Origin of the sequence: Streptomyces malaysiensis subsp. malaysiensis (assembly GCF_040653035.1) — a bacterium.
Lineage (GTDB): Bacteria > Actinomycetota > Actinomycetes > Streptomycetales > Streptomycetaceae > Streptomyces > Streptomyces malaysiensis.
This window is the reverse complement of the sequence record NZ_JBEZNG010000001.1, coordinates 244,961-268,467: the sequence shown is the minus strand read 5'-3', so window position 1 is coordinate 268,467 and position 23,507 is coordinate 244,961. Positions and strand designations below refer to the sequence as shown.

Below are 23,507 nucleotides of genomic sequence, written 5' to 3'. Positions count from 1 at the left end.
GAGGGTTAGGAGGATAACCGGCGGGTTGACGGTTCCCGCTATTCGGGAGTTGAGAGCGCATCGTGACCCTGGGGCCCTACGGCGCCGCCGGGCCCGTGGTGGGGGCGGTGGAGAAGGTCGGGCTGCGGCAGTGTCCAGCCCTCCTCCTGGAAGATCCGGGTGCCCTCGCGACGGACGGCGGGGTCGGTGCCCGCGCGGGTGACCCAGGAGCGGGGGTCGGGGCCGAGGAGTTCCCGCAGCCGGGGCGAACCGGCGAGGAGGCGGGTGAGCAGGGCGCTCTGATCGCCGCCGCCGGGGAGGGGGCGTTCGGTGCCGTCCGGGGACATCAGCACTCCGCGCTCGCCGACGTAGAGATACGCGGCGGGCAGCCGCTCGCCGGACGGCATGAGCATGGGGTATTGCTCGCCGGAGAGCAGGACGCGGCGGTAGTTGGGGTACTCGGTGGCGTCCACGGCCGCCAGCTGTTCGTTGTCCAGCCAGCTGATGACCAGGGGGGTGCGGGCTTCCGGTGCCGTGTACGGGGCCGAGGCCACGTAGCCGTAGCGGCCGATGTGGGCTGAGCAGCCGACCGCGATGCCGTGCACCTCGACCGGGACCATGGGGACGGTGGCTGGGTGGCCGGGGCGGGACAGCTTGTGGTGCAGCTGGGCGGGGGAGGCGTTGGAGCCGACGGCGATGACGGGGTGGCGGTGGGGGGTTGGGGGGTGGCCGAGGCGGGTGAGGACGGCGTCCAGTGGCTCTTCCGGCTTCGGCTCTTCTGGTTTTGGCTCTTTCGTTCTCGGCCCTTTCGGCTGGCCGCCGGGGCTTGTGAGGACTGGCCAGGTGCCGAGATCGCCCGGGGTGGGGGTGAGGTCCCAGAGCTCTCCGGTGGTGAGGAGGGTGGGGTGGGTGATGGGGCGGCCGGGGTAGGTCAGGGGGTGTTTGGCGGGGGTGTCGGCGAAGCCGAGGGATGTGAGGGTGCGGTTGGTCATGGGGGGTTGCCTCCCCCACCCCGCCCCTACCCGAAACCGGGCCCCGCCCGCCCCCGCCGGGGGCTCCGCCCCCGGGCCCCCGCTCCTCAATCGCCGGAGGGGCTGGATGCAAGCGCCGGAGGGGCTGGATGCAAACGCCGGAGGGGCTGGGTGCGGATGGTTTCGGTCGGCCCGGGGGCGGATGTGCGCGTGCCCCGCGCCGCGGTTCGCGGCGCGGGGCATCGTGCGCTCTGTTGTGACCGTCGGTCACCGGGACTGCTGGGCCGGGACGCCGCGGGTGACCGCCTCGTCCTCGCCCGGGGCACCGGCCGCGGCGACCGCCGCACCGGTCAGCGTGGCCAGCATCTCGCGGACGTTGGTCAGCTGGGCGTTGATGCTGTCGCGGCGGTTGGTGAGGGCCGCGAGCTCGCGCTCGGATTCGCTGCGGATCCGGTCGGCCTTGGCGTTGGCGTCGGCCACGATGTCCTCGGCCTGGCGCTGTGCGGTCTCCACCGTCTGGCGGGCGCGGCGCTCGGCGTCGGTGCGCAGCTTCTCGGCCTCGAGGCGGAGCTGCTCGGCGCGGTGCTCGATCTCCGCGAGCCGCTTCTCGGCCTTGGCCTGACGCGAGGCCAGGTCGCGCTCGGACTGCTCGCGGCGCTTGGCGAGGTTGGTCTCGAAGTCGGCGGCGGCCTGCGCGGCCTTGGCGCGGGTCTCCTCGAAGAGGGAGTCCGCCTCCTCGCGCTTGGACTGGGCGTCCTTCTGTGCCTCCTGGCGCAGCGTGGCCGCCTCGCCCTTCGCCTTCTCGACGATCCGCGCGCCCTCGTCCTCGGCCTTGGCCTTGCGGTCGGCGGCGAACGACTCGGCGTCGTTGCGGACCTGCTGGGCGGCCGACTCGGCCAGCTCACGGTGCTGTTCGGCGGCGCGGCGAGCCTCCTCGCGCAGATCCTTCGCCTCTTCCTCGGCGAGCCGGAGGATCTTCTCGACCCGGGCGCCGAGCCCCGCGTAGGACGGCTCCGAATCGTTGATCTGGGCCTGAGCGTTCTGCGTCTCGAGGTGCAGCTCCTCGATGCGCTTTTCCAGAGAGGTGATACGGGCCAGTGCACTGTCACGATCGGCGACGAGCTTGGAAATGCGGTCGTCCACCTGACCGCGGTCGTACCCACGCCGCACGAGCTCGAAGCCGAAGGGGGAGGAAGTGTCGCTCATGGGGTTCCTGTCGAAAGAGACCGGTGAGGTGATAGAGGGAATCCTAGGGGGCCGAACGGCGTGTCATCGAGTCAACGTCTGTTTGATCTGCATTATGTCCAGCCTTTTGAGTGGCAGTAAGACGGAGACCTCGTCACTCGTCGGGATGATACGGACATGCAGTGATGGACGCAGACCGACGCGAGACTTACGTGAGACCGACGCGGATGTGCACGGTCGGGGTTGGTCCCCCGCGTACGGCTACCCTTCCGACCGCTTTCCACTCCTCGTCGCACCCGCGCCCGCCGCCGTCTTGACTCCACCGTTCTCCTTGCCGCCCGCGCCGCCCGAGCCGCCTGATCCGGGGGTTTCGAAGGATTCCAACGCCTCGAGGACGTCCTGGACACGGGAGATCTCCGCGTTGATGTCCTCGCGGCGGCGCTTGAGCAATTCCAGCTCGCGCTTGCCCTCGTCCACGATCTGTTTGGCCTCTTCCGTGGCGCGGGCCCGCAGCCGGTCCGCTTCCCGCTCGGCCTCGGACTTCTTCTGCTCGGCTTCCTTCAGCAGACCCTCGGCCTTCTTCACCGCCGCGATCCGCACCCGGCTCGCTTCGCTCCCCGCCTCCGCGACCAGCGACTTGGCCTTCTCCTCGGCCTTCATCAGCTGCGCGGTGGCCGCCGCGACCAGCTTGTCGACGCGCTCGCCCGTGGCCTTCATCTGCTCCGCGGACTCCCGGCGGGCCCGCTGGTGCAGCTCCTCGACCTCGGCCTCGGTACGGGTGCGCAGCTCCTCGGCGCGCTCCCGGATGGCCGTGGCGTCGCCCCGGGCCTCGCTCAGCATGGTGTCGGAGTCCGTACGGGCCTTCTCCACCATGGCGTTGGACTCGGCCGTGGCCTCGGAGACCAGCCGGTCCGCCTCATGGCGGGCCATGCCCACCATGGTGTCCGCCTGCTCCTCGGCCGCGGTCGCCGTGCGCAGCGCGGCCTCCCGGGCCTCGGAGGTGAGCCGCTCGGCCTCCGCGGAGGACTCGGTGACCAGCCGGTCGGCCTGTTCGGCGGCGTCGGAGCGCCGCTTGTTGGCGTCCTCGCGCGCCTTGTCGATCAGGCGGTCGGCCTCGGCCTGCGCCTCGTTGCGCAGCCGCTCCGCCTCGGCCGCCGCACGGGCCTCGACCCGCTCGGCCTCGGCACGGGTGCGTGCCGCGTGCTGCTGTGCGGAACCGACGGTCTCCGCGGCCTCGTTGCGCATCCGCTCGGCCTCGGCACTGGCCTCCGCATGCAGCCGCTCGGCCTCGTTCCGGGCCTCGTTGACCAGCCGGTCCGCCTGCTCGGCGGCCTCCGAACGGATGTTGTTGGCGTCGCCGCGGGCCTGGGCCCGGGTACGGGCCGCGTCCTGCTCGGCGGTGGCCCGTGCGTCGGACGCCTCCGTACGGAGCGCCTGCGCCCGCGTGGTGGCCTCCGAGACCAGCCGCTGCGCCTCCTCGGTGGCACCGGTGATGAGCGTATCGGCCTGTTCGGCGGCCTCGGCACGGGTCTTGTTGGCCGAGCGGCGCGCGTCGTCGAGCGTCTCGTTGGCCTCGGCGCGCATCCGCTCGGCCTCGTGGGTGGCCTCGTTGACCAGCCGGTCGGCCTGCTCGGCCGCGTCGGCGCGGCGCCTGCCCGCCTCCTCGCGGGCCTGCTCGGTCAGCCGCTCCGACTCGGTGATCGCCTCCGCGACCGTGCGCTCCGCGAGCGACTTGGCGGCCTCGGACTCCTCCTGGGCCTCCCGCCGCACCCGCGTGGCGTCCTGCGAGGCGCGCTCCCGCTCCGCGTAGGCGTCCGCGCGGACCCGGTCGGCCTCGCCCTGCGCCTCTTCGCGCACCCGCTCCGCGGCGTGCTCCGCGGAGGTGCGCAGCGCCGTGATCTCCTGCTCGGCCTGCTCGTGCAGCCCCGCGACTGCGTCCCGCACCTGCTGGGCGGTCTGCTCGGCGGCGGCCACCAGGTCGGCCGAGCGCTGCTCGGCCTCCTCGACCAGCCGCTGCGCCTCCGCCTGCGCCTCGGAGACCCGGTTCCGGGCGGCGGCCAGCAGCTCCTCGCTCTGCTCGCGCGCCGCCGTCCGCTCCGCCTGTGCCTCCTCGCGGGCGTCGGCGAGCAGTTCCTCGGCCTCGCGGCGGCGGCGGGCCGCCTCCTCCTGGGCGGCGGCCAGGGCCTCCGCGGCTTCGGTGCCGATGCGCTCGGCGGCGCTCGCCGCCTCCGCCCGCACCCGGTCGGCCGTCTCCTGGGCCTCGGAGCGCAGCCGCTCGGCCTCCGCGGCGGCCTCGCCGCGCAGCCGTACGGCCACCGACTCGCCCTCGGCGCGCGCGTTGGAGGCGTCCGCTGCGGCCTCGTCGCGCAGCCGGGCGGCCTCCTCCTCGGCCTGCTGCCGCAGCGCGTTCAGCCGCTCGGCGGACTCCGTGCGCTGCCGCTCGATCTCCTCGGCGGTCTCCTTGCGCAGCCGCTCCGCCTCTTCGCGGGCGTCCCGCTGCGTCTGGTCGGCGGAGGAGAGCCGCTGCTCGGCCTCCTGGTGCAGCCGGTTGAGCTCGGTCTCGGCCTCGGCGCGGCGGTCCTCGGCGGCCCGCTCGGCCTCCTCGCGCAGCTTCTCGGCCGCGGTGGACGCCTCCGACTTGACCCGCTCGGCCTGCTCCTCGGCCGAGGTCACCAGCTCGTCGGCCTCGCCGCGGGCCCGCTTGAGCAGCTCATCGGCCTGCCGGCGCAGCGCGTTGGCCCGCTCGATGGCCTCGGTGCGCACCCGCTCGCTCTCGGCGGTGGCGCCCGAGCGGGTCTCCTCGGCGTCGGCCTTCGCCTTGGTCAGCAGGTCCTCGGCGGTGCTGGCCGCCTCCTCGATCTGCTGGACCGCCTCGCGGCGCGCCTCGGCGCGGACCCGCTCGCCCTCGGCGACCGCCTCCGACCGCAGCTGCTCGGCCTCGCCGCGCAGCCGCCGGGCCTCCTCCTGGAGCTCGACGGTCTTGGCGCGGTAGTCCTTGGTGTCGTCCTTCGCCGCGCCCTTGAGCTGCTCGGCGGTGTCATGCGCCTCGGCCCGCAGCCGGTCGGCCTCTTCCTCGGCCTCGCGCCGGATCCGCTCGGCGTCGTCGGTGGCCGCCTTGGTGGTGGCCTGCGCCTTCTCCGAGGCGCGGGTGAGCACCTCCTCGGCGCTCCGGGCCGCCTTGGCCAGCTGGGCCGCCGAGTCCTCGGCCGCCCTGGCGCGGGCGTCGTCGCCCGCCTCGGTGACCATCCGCTCGGCCTCGGCGCGGGCGTCGTCCCGCAGTTGCTCGGCCTCGGCCCGCAGCCGCTCGGCCTCCTTGGTGGCCTCGCCGACCAGCCGGGCGACCTCCGCCTTGGCGGTACGGGTGCGCTGCTCGTTGTCCGACTCGGCGGCGGAGAGCCGCTTGGCCGCCGCGTCCTTGGCCTCGGCGACCACCTTCTCGGCCTCGCTGCGCGCCTCGCGCAGCGCCTGCTCGGCCTCGTGCATCCGCTGCTCGGCGGCGCGGGTCTGCTCGGCCGCGGCACGGCGGGCCTGGTCCGCCTCGCTGGCGGTGGAGGTGCGCAGCTGCTCGGCGTGGTCGGTGGCCTCCTGGGCCTGCGCGCCCGCGTTGGTCAGCAGCCGCTCGGCGTCGGTACGGGCCCGGCGCAGAATCGCCTCGGCCTCGGCGCGGGCCGCCTCCGCCTCCGAACCCAGCCGCTGACGGGCCTGTTCGGTCATCCGCTGGGCCTCGGCGCGGGCCTCGGCCAGGGCGTGCTCGGCCTCCGTGCGGGACTCGTCCATGAGCCGGCGGGCCTGCGCCTCGGTACGGGCCCGCAGCTGCTCGGCCCAGGCCACGTTCTCGTTGACGTGCGACTCGACGGTGGCGCGGCGCTCGGCCAGCTCCTGGTCCAGCCGCTGGCGGCGGGCCACGGCCTCGGCGTGCAACTCGGCCTCGAGCCGGGCCTGCCGCTCGGCCTGCTCCTGGAGCAGCCGCTGGGTCTGGGCCCGGGTGTCGCGCAGCTCCCGCTCGGCGTTGGCGCGCAGCTGGTCCGCCTGGATCTGCGCGTCCCGCAGCAACTGCTCAGCCTGGTAGCCGACGTTGGCGCTGTCGTAGGCGGGGCGGGCCGCCAGATTACGGCGCGCCTCATGCAGCTTGGCGCGCAGCACCTCGACTTGGTAGCCGAGGTCGTCGGCGTGCTGGACGGCCTTCTCCCGCTCGGTCTTCAGCCGCTCCATCTCGGCCTCGAACTTCGAGAGCTGATCGTCAGGCTCGTAGCGGTCGTAGCCCCGCACTGCGCGGTCCCATCCGTCCCCTGGTCGCATTGGCGGCCGGCTCCGTCTCCATCGCGGCCCCCGTGGTCCCTTGCGGTGTCCCGGGGTTCCTCGACGGTTCCCTTGCGGTACCGACCCTGGCGAGATGCGTGCCGGGTCGGACCGGAGCTGGCCCTTCCGAAGAAATGGTGTCAGATCATCGGCGTGGCCCGGGCCGGACCCGATCCCTTTCCGATTCCGTACCCCGGCCGATGCTGCACTCTACCGGCCGGGGAAGGGGTAGGTCAGTGGTCAGCTTCAGTGATCCTCTTCGCCCTTGTGAGCGGCGGGGTTCGCGGCGGTGACGAGCTCGGTCAGCACACCGTGACAGTCCTTGGGGTGGAGGAAGGTGATCCGGGAGTCCATCGAGCCGCGGCGGGGCTGTTCGTAGAGGACCCGGACGCCCTTGTCGCGGATGGCCTCCGAGTCGGTGTCGACGTCGGCGGTGCCGAAGGCGATGTGGTGGACGCCCTCACCGTTCTTGGCCATCCACTTGCCGACCGCGGAGTCCTCCCGGATCGGCTCCAGGAGCTGGAGGTACGAGGCCCCGCCGTCGGAGGTCTCATTGATCTTGAGCATGGCCTCGCGGACGCCCTGCTCCTCGTTGATCTCGGAGTGGAACACCTCGAAGCCGTACGTGGCACGGTAGAACTCGACGGTCTTGTCGAGGTCGGAACAGGCGATCCCGATGTGGTCGATTCTCGTCAGCATGGGAACAGTGCACAGGCGCACGCCCGGTTACGCAACGTGCGCGCGATCACACTGATGGGCCGGTGACCGAGCGGGTACTCGTCAGTACATTGACGATAACCCTCGTTAACTTCTCTTCTTCTCCTGAAGGGACGCTCCAATGACTCGTACGACCTCTGTGATGGTGGCGGGCGCCCGTACGCCCATGGGACGGCTGCTCGGCAGCCTGCGCTCGTTCTCAGGCGCCGATCTGGGCGGGATCGCGATCAAGGCCGCGCTGGAGCGGGCCGGGGTCGGAGCGGACCAGGTGCAGTACGTCATCATGGGCCAGGTGCTCCAGGCGGGCACCGGCCAGATCCCGGCCCGGCAGGCGGCGGTCAAGGCCGGAATCCCGATGAGTGTGCCCGCCCTCACGATCAACAAGGTCTGCCTCTCCGGGCTGGACGCGATCGCCCTGGCCGACCAGCTGATCCGCGCGGGTGAGTTCGACATCGTGGTCGCGGGCGGGCAGGAGTCCATGACCAACGCCCCGCATCTGCTGCCCAAGTCCCGTGAGGGCTACAAGTACGGCGCGGTCGAGATGATCGACGCTATGGCGCACGACGGGCTGACCGACGCCTTCGAGTCCATCGCCATGGGCGAGTCCACCGAGAAGCACAACACCCGGCTGGGCATCCAGCGCCCCGAGCAGGACGAGTTCGCCGCCCAGTCCCACCAGCGGGCCGCGGCCGCCCAGAAGAACGGCCTCTTCGACGCCGAGATCACCCCCGTGGAGATCCCGCAGCGCAAGGGCGAGCCGGTGGTCTTCGACAAGGACGAGGGCATCCGCGGCGAGACCACCGCGGAGCTGCTGGCCCGGCTGAAGCCCGCGTTCACCAAGGACGGGACGATCACCGCCGGCACGTCTTCGCAGATCTCCGACGGTGCCGCCGCGGTCGTCGTGATGAGCAAGGCCAAGGCCGAGGAGCTGGGGCTGGAGTGGATCGCCGAGATCGGCGCCCATGGAAATGTGGCGGGACCCGACAACTCGCTCCAGTCGCAGCCGTCCAACGCGATCGCGCACGCCCTGGGCAAGGAGGGGCTGACGGTGGACGATCTCGATCTCATCGAGATCAACGAGGCGTTCGCCGCGGTCGCCGTGCAGTCAATGAAGGACCTAGGTGTTTCCCCCGAAAAGGTGAACGTGAATGGGGGCGCGATCGCCCTCGGCCACCCCATCGGGATGTCCGGTGCGCGGATCGCGCTGCATCTGGCGCTTGAGCTGCGGCGGCGTGGTGGTGGGACCGGGGCGGCGGCGCTGTGCGGTGGCGGTGGGCAGGGGGACGCGCTGATTCTTCGGGTGCCGGCCGGGGAGTAGGCGGTCCGCTCCTCGTTGTTCACGGGGCCTGGTTTCCGTTGTGGTCGAGCGTTTGTGGTCAAGCGTTCGTGGTCGAGTGTTTGTGGTCGAGCGATAAGGAGTACGGCACTCATGGCTGATGTGCCCACGCTGGTGGAGCAGGCGCGGCACGGGCGGCCGCGTGCGGTCGCCCGGCTCATCTCGCTGGTCGAGGGCGCCTCGCCGCAGCTGCGCGAGGTGATGGCCGCGCTCGCTCCGCTGGCCGGGGGCGCGTATGTGGTCGGGGTGACCGGCTCGCCGGGCGTCGGCAAGTCCACCTCGACCTCCGCGCTCGTCTCCGCCTACCGGCGGGCGGGCAAGCGGGTGGGCGTGCTCGCCGTGGACCCCTCCTCGCCGTTCTCCGGCGGGGCGCTCCTCGGCGACCGCGTACGGATGTCGGAGCACGCCTCCGACCCCGGCGTCTACATCCGCTCCATGGCCACGCGCGGCCACCTCGGCGGGCTCGCCTGGGCCGCCCCGCAGGCCATCCGGGTGCTGGACGCGGCGGGCTGCGATGTGGTGCTGGTGGAGACGGTGGGCGTCGGCCAGTCCGAGGTCGAGATCGCGGCCCAGGCCGATACGAGTGTGCTGCTGCTCGCGCCGGGCATGGGCGACGGGATCCAGGCGGCCAAGGCCGGGATCCTGGAGATCGGCGATGTGTACGTGGTCAACAAGGCCGACCGGGAGGGCGCCGACGCCACCGCCCGCGAGCTCAACCACATGCTGGGCCTGGGCGAGGCGCGGGCGCCGGGGGACTGGCGGCCGCCCATCGTGAAGACCGTGGCGGCGCGTGGCGAGGGGATCGAGGAGGTCGTCGAGGCGCTGGAGAAGCACCGTGCGTGGATGGAGGAGCACGGGGTGCTCGCGGAGCGGCGGCTGCGGCGGGCGGCGGGCGAGGTCGAGACGATCGCGGTGACGGCGCTGCGGGAGCGGATCGGGGATCTGCACGGGGACCGGCGGTTGGGCGTGCTCGCGGAGCGGGTCGTCGCGGGTGAGCTGGATCCGTATGCGGCGGCGGATGAGCTGGTGGCGGGGGTTACGGAGCAGGGGTAGCGGAACAGGAGTAGCGGGGGCGTGGCAGGTTCGTTTGGGTGCGCCTGGGTTTGCTTGGTGCGGGTGCGTTTTGGGTGCGCCGGGGTTCGTTCGGGTGCGCCTAGGTTTGCGCGGTGCGGGTGCGTTTCGGGTGCGCCCGGGTTCGTTACGGGTGCGGGGGCGGGGCCTCCGGGGCGGGGCCCTGGACCGTATATCTACGGCGCCGACGAACGATGATCGTTGCGTTGGCCGGAGATAAGCGCCACAAATACGCCCCTGGCCTTCGGCATGGGGAACCCCGAGCGTCCAGGACCCCACCCCTCCGACCCCGCCCCCTCCCGTCTCGTCGGCGGCTCTCCCTAGTCGTCGTCGCCGTGGTCGTCGTCGCCGTCGTGGTCGTCGCCGTCGTGGTCGTCGGCCGGGGCCTGGGTGACCTTGCCCGAGTGGGCGTCCACGTTCAGGTCGCGCTCCTTGTGGTCCTTCACGGTCTCGACCTCCCACGCCGGGGTGCGGTCGTCGTCGAATTCCACGGAGGTCACCGTGCCCCTGGACGCGGCCTTGCGGGCCGCCTCGATGGCCGAGACATCGGCGTTCCGCAGGGCCCTGGCCTCGGCCGCGTCCTCGGCGTCGGTGTCCCTGTCGATGCGCTGGCCGATCACCTTGGCGTTCGACGCGTCCAGCGTGACCTCGTGCCACTTGCCGTCCTTGCCCAGGACGTCCGCCTCCCAGCGGCCGTGTTCCCGGTCGATGGAGTCCAGCGTGCCCGGGACCGCCTTCAGGGCGGCGTGGGCGGCGTCGGACAGGGACGCGCGGGCGGCGGCGGGTGCGTCGGTCGGCTGGGAGGCGGTGGACGTCGACTGTGCGTCGTCGGTTCCCTTGCCCGCCACGGCGAAGGCCGTACCGCCGGTGAGCAGCGCGGCCGCGGCGACGGATGCGATGACGATGCGCTTCATGTGGGTTCCTCCCCATTCGTATTCGGACGAGAACCACCATGGCCGATCGATGCTGAAGGCCACCTGAAGACACCTGAAGGGATCTTCAGGTGGGTTTTGGGACCCTGTTCGCATGCGTTTGCTGATTGTGGAGGACGAGCGGCGGCTGGCCCTGTCGCTGGCCAAGGGGTTGCGGGCGGAGGGGTTCGCCGTCGATGTGGTGCATGACGGCCGGGAGGGGCTGCACCGGGCGCAGGAGGGCACGTACGACCTCGTCGTCCTCGACATCATGCTTCCGGGGCTGAACGGCTATCGCGTGTGTGGGGCGCTGCGGGCGATGGGCAGTGAGGTGCCGATCCTCATGCTCACCGCCAAGGACGGCGAGTACGACGAGGCGGAAGGGCTCGACACGGGCGCCGATGACTATCTGACCAAGCCGTTCTCGTATGTGGTGCTCGTGGCGCGCGTCCGCGCGCTGTTGCGGCGGCGTGGCTCCGGGGCGTCGCCCGTGGTGCGGGTGGGGGCGCTGACGGTGGACCGGGGTGCGCGCCGGGTGGAGCGGGACGGGCGGGAGGTGGCGCTGACCGCCAAGGAGTTCTCCGTGCTGGAGCAGTTGGCGACGCGGGCGGGGGACGTCGTCTCCAAGCCGGACATCCTGGAGCATGTGTGGGACTTCGCCTACGACGGCGACCCCAACATCGTCGAGGTGTATGTGAGCGCCCTGCGCCGCAAGTTGGGTGCGGGGCTCATCGAGACCGTGCGGGGAGCGGGGTACCGGCTCCGTGCGTAAGGTTTTCGGTTCGGTACGGTCGCGGGCCGCGCTCGGGGCGACCCTGGTGGTGGCGGTGGCCCTGGTGGCGGCGGGGATCGCGGTGTTGCAGGTGCTGCGCGCCGATCTGGGGGACCAGGCGCGGCTGAAGGCTCTGGTGGACGCGCGGGAGGTCGCGTCGAAGATCGCGGCCGGGGCGGGCTACGGGGCGCTGAAGCTGGACGAGGACATCCCGGTGCAGGTCGTGGACGAGGACGGCCGGGTGCGGGCGGTCAGTGAGGACCTGGAGGCCGTGACGGGCACCGGGAGCGCTTCCGTGACGCCCGTGGCGGGCGGTGAGGACGACGACAAGGACGATGACGACGGCGCGGGGCGGGTCTCCTCCGAGGAGGAGTACCGCGACGGTTCCGCCCGTGTCGACGGGGAGAGGGGCGACTACGTCTGGGCGGCCGTGGAGGCCACCGACCGATGGGGCGACGACGTCACCGTCTACGCGGGCGCCCCGCTGGCCACCGAGCGCGGCGCGGTGACCACGGTGCGGAACGCGATGCTGCTCGGGCTGCCGCTGCTCCTGGTGGTCGTGGCCGCCGTGACCTGGCTGGTGACCCGGCGCGCGCTGCGGCCGGTGGAGGGCATCCGGCGGGAGATGGCCACCATCACGGCGAGTACGGACCTGTCCCGGCGGGTGCCCGTGCCGGGGTCGTACGACGAGGTGGCGCGGCTGGCCCGGACCACCAACGAGACGCTCGCGGCGCTGGAGGCGTCCGTGGAGCGGCAGCGGGCCTTTGTGGCCGACGCCTCGCATGAGCTGCGCTCCCCGGTGGCCTCGCTCCGTACCCAGCTGGAGGTGGGCGCCGCCCATCCGGAGCTGCTGGACCTGGACGGCGCGGTGGAGGACGTGGTGCGGCTCCAGCGCCTCTCGGCCGATCTGCTGCTGCTGGCCCGGCTGGACGCGGGGGAGCGGCCCTCGAGCGGGACTCCGGTGGCGCTGGACGCCCTGGTGCGCGAGGAGCTGGCCCAGCGGCTGGGGGACCGGGTGCCGGTGCGTACGGAGGCGGCGCCGGTGGCGGTGCCGGGCTCGCGCGGGCAGCTGGCCCGGGTGCTGGGCAATCTGGTGGACAACGCTCAGCGGCACGCCGTGGGCGGGGTGCGGGTGGCGGTGCGCGCCGAGGGCCGGTGGGCCGTGCTGGAGGTCGCGGACGACGGTGCGGGGGTGCCGGAGGGCGAGCGGGAGCGGATCTTCGAGCGGTTCGTACGGCTCGACGACGCCCGCAGCCGCGACGATGGCGGGGCCGGGCTCGGCCTCGCCATCGCGCGGGACGTGGCGGTGCGCCACGGCGGCACACTGGCCGTACGGGCGGCACCCGAGGGCGGCGCCCTGTTCGAGCTGCGGCTGCCGACGGGCTAGACCCGGCCCCGCTGGGTGCGCAGATGGTCCGCGACGGGCACCAGCGATCCGTACAGCGCCTTGAGGTCCTCCGGCGTGAGCAGATCGATGAAGTGCCTGCGCACGGAGGCCACATGATGGGGTGCGACCTTGCGCATGGTGTCCCAGCCGAGCTCGGTCAGCACGGCGTACAGCCCCCGCCGGTCGGATTCGCAGTTCTCGCGGCGGACCAGACCGGCGTTCTCCATCCGGGTGATCTGGTGCGACAGCCGGCTCTTGGACTGCAAGGTCGCGGACGCGAGATCGCTCATCCGCATCCGGCGGTCCTCCGACTCCGAGAGGTTGACCAGGATCTCGTAGTCGTTCATGGTCAGGCCGAACGGCTGGAGGTCCTTTTCGAGCTGGTAGGTCAGCAGCCGGCTGACGTCCAGGTGGGTGCGCCAGGCGCGCTGTTCCTCTTCGCTGAGCCAGCGCGCGCCGTTCTCGGTCTCCATGGGATGTATTCTACCTATAGAAGTTGAATTCCGAACCAATGGATGTATCGGGCTAGAGGTCACCTGTTCGACGTTACACTCCGCACCTTCGCGCTCACGAACCGGTACCCCCTGTCTCGCCGACCGATATCTCGGCCACGACCTCCTCCGTGGACTGGAGCAGTACGGTTCCCGCGCCCACGAACTCGAATTGGTGCTCCTCGCCCGAAGTGCCCCCGATGCCCGTGTGCGCCCTGATGCCCCCGAGGAAGCCGCGCAGATACGCGTGGTCGTAGTGGTGGCACGGCGTCGGGCAGTCCGCCCAGCCCACCAGCGCCTGCGGATCCACCCGGATCGGCGGCTCCATGAAGACCACCGGCCCATTGGAGGCGGCCACGAACTTCCCGGTGCCGATGAGGGTGAGGAAGCCCGGGACGATGGACTGCTTCAGCGACAGCGAGGGCTGGAAGGCCAGCAGATTGCCGGACCGGATGGAGAGGTTGCCGTCGTCCAGGTCATAGGAGTTGACGTCGAAGGCGCGGTCCGCGAGCACCATCTTGCCCCGGCCCTCGGCCACCACCCACTCCGCGGCGTGCAGCGGGGAGTGGAAGCTGTGCGCGATGAGGTGGTCGAGGTGGCCGAGCCCGACGCCCTGGAAGTCGATCTGCCCGTAGTAGGCGACCATCTTCCCCTTTTGCAGAAACCACTGACCGTTCAGATCCACGCTGAAGGCGTACGAGTTGATGTTGTCGTCGACGGGCAGCGTCCAGGCGTCATGGACCACGGGGCCGTTCACAGCTTCTCCTCCGATGCCTGGACATAGACCATGCCGGTGCCGGACAGCTCCAGTTGGAACGCCTCCCCCGAGCCGCGGCCCACCATTTCGCGCCAGCCGATCGCCGTCGAGAGCTTATTGCGAACATCACCCCGGTGGGCGACATAGGCTTGCGGATCGACATGCACCGGACGTCCCGGGCCGATCGGCAGCTCCAGCACCCCGCCGTGCGCCATGACCGCCGCGGAGCCGTGCCCCTCCAGGGTGGTGGTGAACAGCCCCTGCCCGGTGACCTGGCCGCGCACCATGCCCATCACCCCGCCCTGGGAGCCCATGAACATCGTGCCCTGGCGCAGCGAGCCGTCGAAGGCCAGCAGCCGGTCGGACTCCACGTAGAGGGTGTCGCCGGCCAGGTCGATCACATGGACGTGGTGGCCGCCGTGCCCGAACATCACCGTGCCCTGGCCCTCGACGGTCATCAGCGGGGTGTCCTCGTCGGCCACCCGCCGCCCGATCATCCCCATCACCCCGCGCTGTCCGCCGGTGATGCTGGGCGTGAACCGCACGTCCCCGCGGTAGGCGAGCATCGCGCCGCGCTGGCTGAACAGGGTCTGCCCGGGGAACACCTGGGCCTCGACCATCCGTGAGGTGAGGACCTTGAACGCCATCACACCTCACCTCCGATCGTGTTGCGCTCACTGGGCTGGACGTACACCAGTCCGTCCCCCTCGAAGCGGATCTGGAAGGATTCCCCGCCGCTCTCGCCTATGAGCGCGCGGAAGTTCACCCCCGCCTGGAAGTGCTGTTTGAGGCCGCCGGTGTGGGCGATGTACGCGCCCGGGTCGACCTGGAGCGGGGTCTGGGGGGTGACGCGCAGGACGACCGCCGTGCCCAAGGAGACGAGCGCGGCCTGGCCGGTGCCCTCGACGGTCGTGGTGAACAGGCCGTTGCCCTGTGAGGAGCCGCGCAGCCCGGTGAAGGAGGTGCCGGTGCGCAGCGCGGAGTCCGTGCACAGCAGATTGCTGGCCTCCACATAGAGCTTCTCGCCGTTCAGCGACACCAGATTGATCTCGCTGGCCCGGTCGGCGAAGTAGCACGTGCCGTGCCCCTTCACCTCCATGACCGCCATCTGCTCACCGGTGAGCCGCCGGGTCACCATCCCGCGCAGCCCCTCTCCGCCGCCGGTCTTCTTCTTGAAGGTCATCTCCCCCTCGTAGGCGACCATCGCGCCGTTCTTGGCCTTTACGGAGTCGCCGGTCAGATCGACCGCGAGCACCCTGCTTCCCTGGAGCCGGAACTGAGCCACGAAGCCGACGGTAGCGGTCTCCGACGTCGGCGGACAGGGAGCGCCGGGGCGTGGGGGTGCCCCCCGGACGTTGATCGCCCGCGATGCTGCGACAATGGGCGCAGGCTTGTGCATTGGTTCACAAGCCGGGCTGTGCCCTAACGTTCCTTCTCTTCACCCGAAGGTGCTCTCGTGGACTTCAAGACCGCCACCGCGCTGCGCCGGCTCCGCCTGGTCTCCGCGCCCGAGGCCGTGTCGTTCCTGCTGCTGCTCATCTGCTCGGTGCTCAAGCGCACCACGGACTTCAACGCGGTGCCGGTGATGGGCATGGTGCACGGCGTGCTCTTCATCCTCTACCTGGTCTTCTGGGCGGACGCCTGGAACCGCACCAAGTGGAAGTGGCAGACCGCGGCCCTGTACTTCGTCCTCTCCGTCCTGCCCACCGGCGGCTTCTTCGCCGAGCGCAAGCTCAAGCGGGAGGCCGAGGCCGATGTGATCGCGGCCCGCGCCCGTAAGGAGGGCGTGGTCAACGCATGATCGTCGCCTTTTCGGTGACGCCGCTCGGCGTCGGCGAGGACGTGGGGGAGTATGTCGCCGACGCGGTGCGGGTGGTCCGGGAGTCGGGGCTGCCCAACCGTACGGACGCGATGTTCACCTCGATCGAGGGCGAGTGGGACGAGGTCATGGACGTCGTCAAGCGCGCCGTCTCGGCGGTGGAGGCGCGGGCGCCGCGGGTCTCGGTGGTCCTCAAGGCCGATATCCGTCCCGGTGTCACGGACGGTCTGACCTCCAAGGTCGAGACGGTCGAGCGTCACCTTTCCGTGTGAATCCTCGGGTGGGCGGGTCCTCAGCCCCCGCCCACCAGCGCCATGCCCAGCGGTGTGCGCTCGTACAGCACCTGATGGCCCTGGCGCCGTGAGCTGAGCAGCCCGGCCGCGCGCAGCACCGCCAGATGCGCCGAGACCGACGAGGGCGCCAGACGGTGCCGGGCGGCCAGGGCGGTGGTGGACGCGGGCTCCTCCAGACCGGAGAGGATCGCGGCCCGGCTAGCCCCCAGGAGCCGTACGAGCGCGTCCGCCGCGAGCGCGTCCGGCTCCCGCCACAGCCCGCCGACCCCGCGCGCCGGATAGATCACCGTGGGCTGCCACGGCGGGGCGAAGCCGCTCACCACATCCGGCCAGACGAAGACGCTGGGCATCAGCAGCACCCCCCGCCCGTCGAGGTCCTGGGTCTGGGCGGGCACCACGGACGTACGGATGGTGAGCGTGCCGTCGGTCCAGCGCAGCGCCGGCCGCAGATCCGCGAACAGCCGCTCCAGACCGCCGTCGGCCAGCTGCCGTGAGCGATAGGCGATATCGGCCTCCAGCAGGGCCCGCAGCCGGGGCCAGTCCGGTGCGACCAGGGCGTGCCAGGCCCGTTCGGTCAGATCCGCCAGCCGCGATACGGCCCGCGCCGGATCGGCCAGCATCGCCCGGCCCCGCGGGGAGTCGGCGGCCCCCGGGGCGCTCTCCAGCGACAGGGCCAGCTCACGGCGGGCCTCGGCGGGGTCCGTGGCCCGCAGCCGCGCCAGCTCGTCCTCGAACGGCGCGTACGGCACGTCCGGCGGCGGCCCCAGGAAGTCCGGGGTGTAGCCGCCCCGCCCCGGCATCAGCAGCCACAGCTCCGACAGATCCAGCCCGGCCACCGCCTCCCGCACCCGCCGCAGCCACGGCAGGTGGTAGCCGTGCCGCTCGGTCCTGCGCAGGGTGCGCACCGCCTCATGTGTCTGACACAGGGGCGAGATGGCGAACCGGCAGCGCAGCAGGTCGTCCGCTCCGAACTGCATATGCAGTGGCATGGCGGCACCCCTTCGGCCCGAAGATTCGGCTCAGGCCGAAACACTAGAGCCCGCCCCGCCCGCACGGGCACGCTTCCGGCATGTCAACGCCCTCCGGGCCCGGCACCACGGGCCCCAGCCAGTCGCGCCCCGACGCGCACGCCTCCCGACCCGAGCTCGCGCCCGGTGGCGACGAGGGGACGCCGGGGGGCCCGGGGAGCGTTGGCTACGGCGCGGTGTTCGCGGTCCGGGAGTTCCGGGCCGTCTTCGCCGCGCATCTGGTCTCCATGCTCGGCGAGGTGGTCGGCCAGATCGCGCTGTCCGTCCTGGTCTTCCGGCTCACCGGATCGCCGCTGCTGAGCGCACTGACGTTCGCCACCTCGATGCTGCCGTATGTGATCGGCGGGACCCTGCTGTCCTCCGTCGCCGACCGCTTCCCGGCCCGCCGGGTGCTGGTGGTCTGCGATCTGGTGCACGCCGGATGTGTGGCCGCCATGGTCGTGCCGGGGATGCCGGTGGCCGCGCTGCTGGCGCTGCGCTGTGTGCCCGCCGCGATCTCACCGGTGTTCAGCGGGACCCGGGCGGCGACGCTCGGCGACATCCTCGGCGAGGGCGACGCCTTCGTGCTGGGCCGCTCGGTCATCCGGATCACCGCCCAGACCGCACAGCTCGCCGGGTTCGGGGTCGGCGGGCTGCTGCTGGCCGCCGTCTCGCCGCGCGCCGCGCTGGCGCTCACCGCGGCGGCGCTCCTCGGCTCGGCGCTGGTGCTCCGCTTCGGCACCCGCCGCCGCCCCGCGCGGCGGCTGAGCGGGGGCGGGGCTCCGCCAGCTACCGCTGGGAGGTGCCCCCTGCTCGGGGACTCGCTGAGCGGGATGCGGCGGCTGTTCGCGGACCGCCGGATCCGGGCGCTGATGCTGCTGGCGTGGGTGCCGCCGATGTTCGTGGTGATGCCGGAGGTCCTGCTGACGCCGTACTCCGATGGGCTGGGGCTCGGCTCGGTGGGTCTTGGGCTGCTGATGTGCGGGATGCCGGTGGGCGCGGTCGCCAGTGAGGCGCTGGTGGGCTCGCTGCTCGGACCGCGCGCCCGGGCCCGGCTGACGCTGCCGGTCGGCATCGCGGCGATGCTGCCGGCGCTGGGGTACGCCGTCCGCCCGTCGTTCGGCTGGGCGCTGGCCCTCCAGATGCTGACCGGCTGCGGTATCGCCTACAGCCTGGGCCTGGACCAGTGGTTCTTCGCCGCCGTACCGGATGAGCTGCGTGGCCGGGCGATGACGGTGATGACGGCCGGGCTGATGACCGCGCAGGGTCTCGGCATGACGGTGGCGGGCGCGGTCGCCGAGTTCGTACCGGTCCATGTGGTGGCCGCGGCCGCGGGCGGCTGCGGGGCGCTGTGCTCGCTGCTGGTGGCGCTCGAGGTGCGGCGCACGGTTTCCGGGCCCGCCCGAATTGTGAGATTGGGCTGACCACGATATGACCGGCCGGTAGGGTCGATGGTGTGCCGAAGCCGCTCAGCCTGTCGTTCGACCCCATCGCCCGCGCCGATGAGCTCTGGAAGCAGCGGTGGGGGTCCGTGCCCTCCATGGCCGCGATCACCTCGATCATGCGGGCCCACCAGATCCTGCTCAGCCAGGTGGACGCGGTCGTCAGACCGTACGGACTGACCTTCGCCCGCTATGAGGCGCTGGTGCTGCTCACCTTCTCCAAGGCCGGTGAGCTGCCCATGTCCAAGATCGGCGAGCGGCTGATGGTCCACCCGACCTCGGTCACCAATACGGTGGACCGCCTGGTCACATCGGGTCTGGTCGACAAGCGGCCGAACCCCAACGACGGCCGCGGCACCCTGGCCTCGATCACCGAGCGGGGCCGTGAGGTGGTCGAGTCGGCCACCCGCGACCTGATGGCGATGGAATTCGGGCTCGGGGTCTACGACGCCGAGGACTGCGGCCAGATCTTCGAGCTGCTGCGCCCGCTGAGGGTCGCCGCGCAGGACTTCGACGAGGACTGAGGACCACCGGCCCGGGACGGCCGGGCCAGGGCGGCCGGGGGCGGCCGGTGAAGACCGGGGGCGGCGGAGATCGCCCCGGAACGGGCGGTTACGCTCGGGGCATGAAACGCAGCGTGCTGACCCGCTACCGGGTCATGGCCTACATCACCGCAGTGATGCTGCTCGTGCTCTGCACCTGCATGGTGTTCAAGTACGGCTTCGACACGGGCGAGGACCTCACGCTCGTGGTCTCCCAGGTCCACGGCGTGCTCTACATCGTCTACCTGGTCTTCGCCTTCGACCTCGGCTCCAAGGCCAAATGGCCGTTCGGCAAGCTGCTGTGGGTCCTGGTCGCGGGCACCATCCCGACGGCCGCGTTCTTCGTCGAGCGCAAGGTCACCCACGAGGTGGAGCCGCTGGTCAGCGGCGCCGAGCCGGCGCCCGCACAGGTCTGACCCGCACGGTTCCGGAGCAGTCGGCGCGTCCCGTCCGGGTCCGGGCGAGGCGCGCGGTCGGCGTAGCGGAGTCCACCCGATCGGCCGGGTGTGGTGATTCTCGCGTCGACAATTAGTAGGACGTCCAAGTACTTTTGAACCATGGACGCCGAAGGCATTGAGGCGGGCCGCCGACGCTGGCAGGCCCGGTACGACGCGGCACGCAAGCGCGACGCGGACTTCAGCACGCTGTCGGGGGACCCCGTCGAGCCGGTCTACGGGCCCGCCCCGGGCGACACCGTGGAGGGGTTCGAGCGGATCGGCTGGCCCGGCGAGTTCCCGTTCACCCGTGGCCTCTACGCCACCGGATACCGGGGCCGGGCCTGGACCATCCGCCAGTTCGCCGGGTTCGGCAATGCCGAGCAGACCAATGAGCGCTACAAGATGATCCTGAAGGCGGGCGGCGGCGGGCTCTCGGTCGCCTTCGACATGCCGACCCTGATGGGCCGCGACTCCGACGACCCGCGCTCGCTCGGCGAGGTCGGCCACTGCGGTGTCGCCATCGACTCCGCCGCCGATATGGAGGTCCTCTTCAAGGACATCCCGCTCGGCGACGTCACCACCTCGATGACCATCAGCGGCCCGGCCGTCCCCGTCTTCTGTATGTACCTGGTCGCCGCCGAGCGCCAGGGCGTGGACATCTCGCGACTCAACGGCACCCTCCAGACGGACATCTTCAAGGAGTACATCGCACAGAAGGAGTGGCTCTTCCCGCCCGAGCCGCATCTGAAGCTCATCGGCGACCTGATGGAGTACTGCTCCGAGGGCATCCCGGCGTACAAGCCGCTGTCCGTCTCCGGCTACCACATCCGCGAGGCCGGTTCGACGGCCGCGCAGGAGCTCGCGTACACCCTCGCCGACGGCTTCGGCTATGTGGAGCTCGGCCTCTCCCGGGGGCTGGACGTCGACACCTTCGCCCCCGGGCTGTCCTTCTTCTTCGACGCGCATGTGGACTTCTTCGAGGAGATCGCCAAGTTCCGCGCCGCCCGCCGGATCTGGGCCCGCTGGATGCGCGATGTCTACGGGGCGACCACCGAGAAGGCGCAGTGGCTGCGGTTCCACACCCAGACCGCCGGGGTCTCGCTCACCGCCCAGCAGCCGTACAACAACGTCGTACGCACCGCGGTGGAGGCCCTCGCGGCCATTCTCGGCGGCACCAACTCCCTGCACACCAACGCCCTGGACGAGACCCTCGCCCTGCCCAGCGAGCAGGCCGCCGAGATCGCCCTGCGCACCCAGCAGGTGCTGATGGAGGAGACCGGGGTCCTCAATGTGGCCGATCCGCTGGGCGGTTCCTGGTACATCGAGGCGCTGACCGACCGGATCGAGGCCGACGCCGAGAAGATCTTCGAGCAGATCAAGGAGCGCGGCCGCCGTACGGTGCCGGCCGGGCAGGAGCCGCGGTGGCCGATCACCGCCGGCATCCTCCAGGGCATCGAGGACGGCTGGTTCACCGGTGAGATCGCCGAATCCGCCTTCCGCTACCAGCGGGCCCTGGAGAAGGGGGACAAGAAGGTCGTCGGCGTCAACTGCCACGAGGGTTCGGTCACCGGCGATCTGGAGATCCTGCGGGTCAGCCATGAGGTCGAGCGCGAGCAGGTGCGGGTGCTGGGCGCCCGTAAGTCCGGCCGCGACGAGGCCGAGATCGCCAAGGGGCTCGAGGCGATGATCGCCGCCGCCCGCGAGGGCTCCAACATGATCGGGCCGATGCTGGCCGCGGTGCGCGCCGAGGCGACGCTCGGCGAGATCTGCGACGCCCTCCGCGACGAATGGGGTGTCTACACGGAGCCGGCCGGCTTCTGAGCCCCCTCCGGGGCGGGTCCGGTGGCCGCCGTGCCGCCGGATTCCGCCCCGGTCAGCCCGTACAGCAGCAGATCCGTGAAGTCCCGCGCCCAGCGCGGGTCCACCGGTTCCGCGCTGACCAGCAGCCGGTGGAGCACCGTCCCGGCCACCGCGTCGAAGATCAGATCCGCGTTGCGGGCGGCCGCCTCCGGGTCCTCCTCGTACGGCAGCTCACCGCGCAGCCGGGCCCGCTCCCGGCCGACCGTGACCAGCCGCTTCTGCCGGTCCACGATGGCCGAGCGCACCCGGCACCGCAGCGCCTCGTCATGCATGGCCTCGGCGATGACGGCCATCAGCGCGGTGCCCGTCTCGGGGCGCTCCAGCAGGGTCCCCAGCCGGATCACCGCGGCCTCCACATCGGCGTGCAGACTGCCGTGGTCGGCCGCTTCCAGATGTTCGTCGAAGACCGCCGCGACCGCGTCCACCACCAGCTCGCACTTGCTCGCCCAGCGGCGGTAGAGCGTGGTCTTGGCGACTCCCGCACGGGCCGCCACATCGCTCAGCGTCAGCTTGGCCCAGCCCAGTTCCATCAGGGCGGCACGCGTGGCGCCCAGGATGGCGCGGTCGGCCTCGGCGCTGCGCGGGCGCCCGGTGCGGCGTGCGGACGGGCTCATGCGCGGCACCCTACCCGCCAGTACCGCACATCGTCCCGGGTGAGTTACGCTACGGCTCGTAGCGTAAGGGTGTGCCACGGCCGGGCCATCGGCCGGTGCGCTTTTCCCTTCGCCGTGGGAAGAGGGGAGGATGGGACCATGCAGCCACGGAACATGTCCATGAGTGGAGTGGTCGACCTCGCCGCGGTGAAGGCGGCCGGAGAAGCGAAGCAGAAGGCGGAGCGGGCACGGGCCGAGGCGGCCCGTACCGGGGGCGGAGTCACGCCCGGCCGTCTGATCTTCAATGTCGACGAGGCGGGTTTTCAGCAGGACGTCCTCCAGCGCTCCACCGAAGTGCCGGTCGTGATCGACTTCTGGGCCGAGTGGTGCGAGCCGTGCAAGCAGCTCGGCCCCGTCCTGGAGCGGCTGGCCACGGAGTACGCGGGGCGGTTCGTCCTCGCGAAGATCGACGTCGACGCCAACCAGATGCTCTTCCAGCAGTTCGGTGTCCAGGGCATCCCCGCGGTCTTCGCGGTGATCGCGGGCCAGCCGGTGCCGCTCTTCCAGGGCGCCGCGCCCGAGGCACAGATCCGCCAGGTGCTGGACCAGCTGATCCAGGCCGCGGAGCAGCAGTTCGGCATCGTGGGTACACCTGTCGAACCGGGCGCCGAGGCCGAGGCCGACGAGCAGGTCGAGCAGGCCGTGCCCGAGTCGCCGCGGGACATCGCGCTCGCCGCGGCCCATCAGGCGCTGGACGCCGGTGACCTGAGCGGTGCGGTGCGCGCGTACCAGAACGTGCTCGCCGACGACCCCGCCGACGAGGAGGCCAGGCTGGGCCTGGCCCAGGCCCAGTTGCTGGAGCGCGTTCAGGGTGTGGACGCCGCCCAGGTGCGCAAGGCGGCCGCGGAGAGCCCCGCCGATGTCAAGGCCCAGATCGCCGCGGCCGACCTCGACCTGGTGGGCGGTCATGTGGAGGACGCCTTCGGGCGGTTGGTGGAGGCGGTGCGCCGTACGGCGGGTGAGGACCGGAACGCGGCCCGCGTTCATCTCCTGAGTCTGTTCGATGTGATCGGCGGTGAGGACCCCCGAGTGGTGGCGGCGCGCGGCGCGTTGGCGCGGGTGCTGTTCTGACCTCCGGCTCCTCAAACAACACAGCGACCGCTCTTTACCAAAACTTGGTAAACGCGGTCGCTGTTACTGCCAGTAAATGCGGACCGGGCCTTTGTCCGGTCTTGGAGTAAATCTCCCTCTCTTTCCGGTCACCGTCCGGCAACCCTGTGTGCCCGATCTCGACCGTCCTGCCGCAGTTCGGTTATCCGTCCGTTACTCGCTAGTAACGAACCCCTTGTGCCCAAGCCGCGAATGGACCACGATCGGCCAAGCTCGGTCCATCCCCCCGGTAGCTCGGCATCCGGTCGGCGCGTCGGTGTGGTTGGGTCCCCACCGGGCAGGTCGGCGGCAGTGGCGCCGACCGTGGACAGGGGGGTCTCTGCCCACAAGGCAGGGCCTGTCCAGGAGGTTGCGCGAGATTGCGTGGCCAGTGGTTGTCGCTCGGGGGTGATCGCCGGTGTTGCGGGTGCGGTGTGCGCCTGTGAGACGTGGGCGCTCTCCTTCCCGAGGACGTAGCACTTCTCCCAT

The 23,507-nt window shown here is 71.5% G+C and carries 22 protein-coding genes; 11 read left to right on the top strand and 11 right to left on the bottom strand.

What is annotated here, in order from left to right:
• Positions 1-38 precede the first annotated feature (38 nt).
• The 4 genes from AB0E24_RS01120 to mce form a co-directional block, all read right to left on the bottom strand.
• On the bottom strand, positions 39-971 hold the full coding sequence (locus tag AB0E24_RS01120) for a hypothetical protein (RefSeq protein ID WP_359374208.1): 933 nt from the start codon (positions 969-971) through the stop codon (positions 39-41).
• A gap of 246 nt (positions 972-1,217) precedes the next feature.
• On the bottom strand, positions 1,218-2,156 hold the full coding sequence (locus tag AB0E24_RS01115) for a coiled-coil domain-containing protein (RefSeq protein ID WP_069866790.1): 939 nt from the start codon (positions 2,154-2,156) through the stop codon (positions 1,218-1,220).
• Positions 2,157-2,396: 240 nt separating this feature from the next.
• Positions 2,397-6,434 (bottom strand): polarized growth protein Scy, encoded by a 4,038-nt coding sequence (gene scy / locus AB0E24_RS01110; protein ID WP_305793799.1) that lies wholly within the window; start codon positions 6,432-6,434, stop codon positions 2,397-2,399.
• 246 nt (positions 6,435-6,680) lie between these two features.
• Positions 6,681-7,133 carry a methylmalonyl-CoA epimerase gene (gene mce, locus AB0E24_RS01105; RefSeq protein ID WP_069866786.1) on the bottom strand — a complete coding sequence of 151 codons (453 nt, stop codon included), beginning with the start codon at positions 7,131-7,133 and terminating at the stop codon, positions 6,681-6,683.
• Positions 7,134-7,272: 139 nt separating this feature from the next.
• On the opposite strand from mce, the gene AB0E24_RS01100 reads away from it, so the two are divergent.
• Both AB0E24_RS01100 and meaB read left to right on the top strand, forming a co-directional pair.
• Positions 7,273-8,469 (top strand): acetyl-CoA C-acetyltransferase, encoded by a 1,197-nt coding sequence (locus AB0E24_RS01100; RefSeq protein ID WP_202542948.1) that lies wholly within the window; start codon positions 7,273-7,275, stop codon positions 8,467-8,469.
• Between the two features lie 111 nt (positions 8,470-8,580).
• The gene (meaB, locus tag AB0E24_RS01095) at positions 8,581-9,540 is read left to right on the top strand and encodes a methylmalonyl Co-A mutase-associated GTPase MeaB (RefSeq protein WP_069866782.1); all 960 of its coding nucleotides are present in this window, start codon (positions 8,581-8,583) and stop codon (positions 9,538-9,540) included.
• Positions 9,541-9,878: 338 nt separating this feature from the next.
• Here meaB and AB0E24_RS01090 read toward each other — a convergent pair whose 3' ends face one another.
• Positions 9,879-10,472 (bottom strand): PepSY domain-containing protein, encoded by a 594-nt coding sequence (locus AB0E24_RS01090; RefSeq protein WP_359374202.1) that lies wholly within the window; start codon positions 10,470-10,472, stop codon positions 9,879-9,881.
• A 112-nt stretch (positions 10,473-10,584) separates the two neighbouring features.
• On the opposite strand from AB0E24_RS01090, the gene AB0E24_RS01085 reads away from it, so the two are divergent.
• Both AB0E24_RS01085 and AB0E24_RS01080 read left to right on the top strand, forming a co-directional pair.
• Positions 10,585-11,241: a response regulator transcription factor gene (locus tag AB0E24_RS01085; RefSeq protein ID WP_069866778.1), complete on the top strand. Its 657-nt coding sequence runs from the start codon at positions 10,585-10,587 to the stop codon at positions 11,239-11,241.
• Positions 11,234-12,628 (top strand): sensor histidine kinase, encoded by a 1,395-nt coding sequence (locus tag AB0E24_RS01080; RefSeq protein WP_359374199.1) that lies wholly within the window; start codon positions 11,234-11,236, stop codon positions 12,626-12,628. Before AB0E24_RS01085 ends, AB0E24_RS01080 begins: the two co-directional genes overlap by 8 nt.
• Here the strand turns inward: AB0E24_RS01080 and AB0E24_RS01075 are convergent.
• The 4 genes from AB0E24_RS01075 to AB0E24_RS01060 form a co-directional block, all read right to left on the bottom strand.
• Positions 12,625-13,101 carry a MarR family winged helix-turn-helix transcriptional regulator gene (locus tag AB0E24_RS01075; RefSeq protein WP_069866774.1) on the bottom strand — a complete coding sequence of 159 codons (477 nt, stop codon included), beginning with the start codon at positions 13,099-13,101 and terminating at the stop codon, positions 12,625-12,627. The two genes, AB0E24_RS01080 and AB0E24_RS01075, sit on opposite strands and share 4 nt — an antisense overlap.
• Before the next feature lie 94 nt (positions 13,102-13,195).
• On the bottom strand, positions 13,196-13,876 hold the full coding sequence (locus AB0E24_RS01070) for an AIM24 family protein (RefSeq protein ID WP_167503373.1): 681 nt from the start codon (positions 13,874-13,876) through the stop codon (positions 13,196-13,198).
• Positions 13,873-14,523 (bottom strand): AIM24 family protein, encoded by a 651-nt coding sequence (locus AB0E24_RS01065; RefSeq protein WP_069866770.1) that lies wholly within the window; start codon positions 14,521-14,523, stop codon positions 13,873-13,875. Before AB0E24_RS01065 ends, AB0E24_RS01070 begins: the two co-directional genes overlap by 4 nt.
• A complete protein-coding gene (locus tag AB0E24_RS01060; RefSeq protein ID WP_079153137.1) occupies positions 14,523-15,161 on the bottom strand; it encodes an AIM24 family protein in 639 nt (212 codons plus the stop codon). The genes AB0E24_RS01065 and AB0E24_RS01060 overlap by 1 nt, the downstream gene beginning before the upstream one ends.
• Positions 15,162-15,332: 171 nt before the next feature.
• Here AB0E24_RS01060 and AB0E24_RS01055 point away from each other — a divergent pair, with 171 nt between their 5' ends.
• Both AB0E24_RS01055 and AB0E24_RS01050 read left to right on the top strand, forming a co-directional pair.
• Positions 15,333-15,677 (top strand): DUF3817 domain-containing protein, encoded by a 345-nt coding sequence (locus AB0E24_RS01055; protein WP_069866766.1) that lies wholly within the window; start codon positions 15,333-15,335, stop codon positions 15,675-15,677.
• Positions 15,674-15,967, top strand: a complete 294-nt coding sequence (locus tag AB0E24_RS01050) for an MTH1187 family thiamine-binding protein (RefSeq protein ID WP_099014982.1) — start codon at positions 15,674-15,676, stop codon at positions 15,965-15,967. Before AB0E24_RS01055 ends, AB0E24_RS01050 begins: the two co-directional genes overlap by 4 nt.
• 20 nt (positions 15,968-15,987) lie before the next feature.
• Here AB0E24_RS01050 and AB0E24_RS01045 read toward each other — a convergent pair whose 3' ends face one another.
• Positions 15,988-16,977, bottom strand: coding sequence for an ArsR/SmtB family transcription factor (locus AB0E24_RS01045; RefSeq protein WP_099014983.1), 990 nt, complete (start codon positions 16,975-16,977; stop codon positions 15,988-15,990).
• An 80-nt stretch (positions 16,978-17,057) separates the two neighbouring features.
• Between AB0E24_RS01045 and AB0E24_RS01040 the strand changes: the two genes are divergently transcribed.
• The 4 genes from AB0E24_RS01040 to icmA all read left to right on the top strand — a co-directional run bounded on the left by AB0E24_RS01040 (position 17,058) and on the right by icmA (position 21,237).
• Positions 17,058-18,419: an MFS transporter gene (locus AB0E24_RS01040; RefSeq protein WP_359374192.1), complete on the top strand. Its 1,362-nt coding sequence runs from the start codon at positions 17,058-17,060 to the stop codon at positions 18,417-18,419.
• A gap of 32 nt (positions 18,420-18,451) precedes the next feature.
• Positions 18,452-18,961, top strand: coding sequence for a MarR family winged helix-turn-helix transcriptional regulator (locus AB0E24_RS01035; protein ID WP_069866758.1), 510 nt, complete (start codon positions 18,452-18,454; stop codon positions 18,959-18,961).
• 101 nt (positions 18,962-19,062) lie between these two features.
• Positions 19,063-19,395, top strand: coding sequence for a DUF3817 domain-containing protein (locus AB0E24_RS01030; protein WP_069866756.1), 333 nt, complete (start codon positions 19,063-19,065; stop codon positions 19,393-19,395).
• Positions 19,396-19,536: 141 nt separating this feature from the next.
• Positions 19,537-21,237, top strand: a complete 1,701-nt coding sequence (gene icmA, locus AB0E24_RS01025) for a coenzyme B12-dependent isobutyryl-CoA mutase large subunit (protein ID WP_359374188.1) — start codon at positions 19,537-19,539, stop codon at positions 21,235-21,237.
• Here the strand turns inward: icmA and AB0E24_RS01020 are convergent.
• Positions 21,213-21,890, bottom strand: a complete 678-nt coding sequence (locus AB0E24_RS01020) for a TetR/AcrR family transcriptional regulator (protein WP_069866752.1) — start codon at positions 21,888-21,890, stop codon at positions 21,213-21,215. The genes icmA and AB0E24_RS01020 overlap by 25 nt on opposite strands.
• 138 nt (positions 21,891-22,028) lie before the next feature.
• On the opposite strand from AB0E24_RS01020, the gene AB0E24_RS01015 reads away from it, so the two are divergent.
• Complete coding sequence (locus tag AB0E24_RS01015; protein WP_069866750.1) at positions 22,029-23,000, top strand: tetratricopeptide repeat protein; 972 nt, start codon at positions 22,029-22,031, stop codon at positions 22,998-23,000.
• Positions 23,001-23,507 lie beyond the last annotated feature (507 nt).

Excerpts from the sequence above, each read along its gene's own strand:
- AB0E24_RS01120 (WP_359374208.1), bottom strand. The coding sequence starts at position 971 with ATGACCAACCGCACCCTCACATCCCTCGGCTTCGCCGACACCCCCGCC.
- AB0E24_RS01115 (WP_069866790.1), bottom strand. The coding sequence starts at position 2,156 with ATGAGCGACACTTCCTCCCCCTTCGGCTTCGAGCTCGTGCGGCGTGGG.
- scy (WP_305793799.1), bottom strand. The coding sequence starts at position 6,434 with ATGCGACCAGGGGACGGATGGGACCGCGCAGTGCGGGGCTACGACCGC.
- mce (WP_069866786.1), bottom strand. The coding sequence starts at position 7,133 with ATGCTGACGAGAATCGACCACATCGGGATCGCCTGTTCCGACCTCGAC.
- AB0E24_RS01100 (WP_202542948.1), top strand. The coding sequence starts at position 7,273 with ATGACTCGTACGACCTCTGTGATGGTGGCGGGCGCCCGTACGCCCATG.
- meaB (WP_069866782.1), top strand. The coding sequence starts at position 8,581 with ATGGCTGATGTGCCCACGCTGGTGGAGCAGGCGCGGCACGGGCGGCCG.
- AB0E24_RS01090 (WP_359374202.1), bottom strand. The coding sequence starts at position 10,472 with ATGAAGCGCATCGTCATCGCATCCGTCGCCGCGGCCGCGCTGCTCACC.
- AB0E24_RS01085 (WP_069866778.1), top strand. The coding sequence starts at position 10,585 with ATGCGTTTGCTGATTGTGGAGGACGAGCGGCGGCTGGCCCTGTCGCTG.
- AB0E24_RS01075 (WP_069866774.1), bottom strand. The coding sequence starts at position 13,101 with ATGGAGACCGAGAACGGCGCGCGCTGGCTCAGCGAAGAGGAACAGCGC.
- AB0E24_RS01065 (WP_069866770.1), bottom strand. The coding sequence starts at position 14,523 with ATGGCGTTCAAGGTCCTCACCTCACGGATGGTCGAGGCCCAGGTGTTC.
- AB0E24_RS01050 (WP_099014982.1), top strand. The coding sequence starts at position 15,674 with ATGATCGTCGCCTTTTCGGTGACGCCGCTCGGCGTCGGCGAGGACGTG.
- AB0E24_RS01045 (WP_099014983.1), bottom strand. The coding sequence starts at position 16,977 with ATGCCACTGCATATGCAGTTCGGAGCGGACGACCTGCTGCGCTGCCGG.
- AB0E24_RS01040 (WP_359374192.1), top strand. The coding sequence starts at position 17,058 with ATGTCAACGCCCTCCGGGCCCGGCACCACGGGCCCCAGCCAGTCGCGC.
- AB0E24_RS01030 (WP_069866756.1), top strand. The coding sequence starts at position 19,063 with ATGAAACGCAGCGTGCTGACCCGCTACCGGGTCATGGCCTACATCACC.
- icmA (WP_359374188.1), top strand. The coding sequence starts at position 19,537 with ATGGACGCCGAAGGCATTGAGGCGGGCCGCCGACGCTGGCAGGCCCGG.
- AB0E24_RS01020 (WP_069866752.1), bottom strand. The coding sequence starts at position 21,890 with ATGAGCCCGTCCGCACGCCGCACCGGGCGCCCGCGCAGCGCCGAGGCC.
- AB0E24_RS01015 (WP_069866750.1), top strand. The coding sequence starts at position 22,029 with ATGCAGCCACGGAACATGTCCATGAGTGGAGTGGTCGACCTCGCCGCG.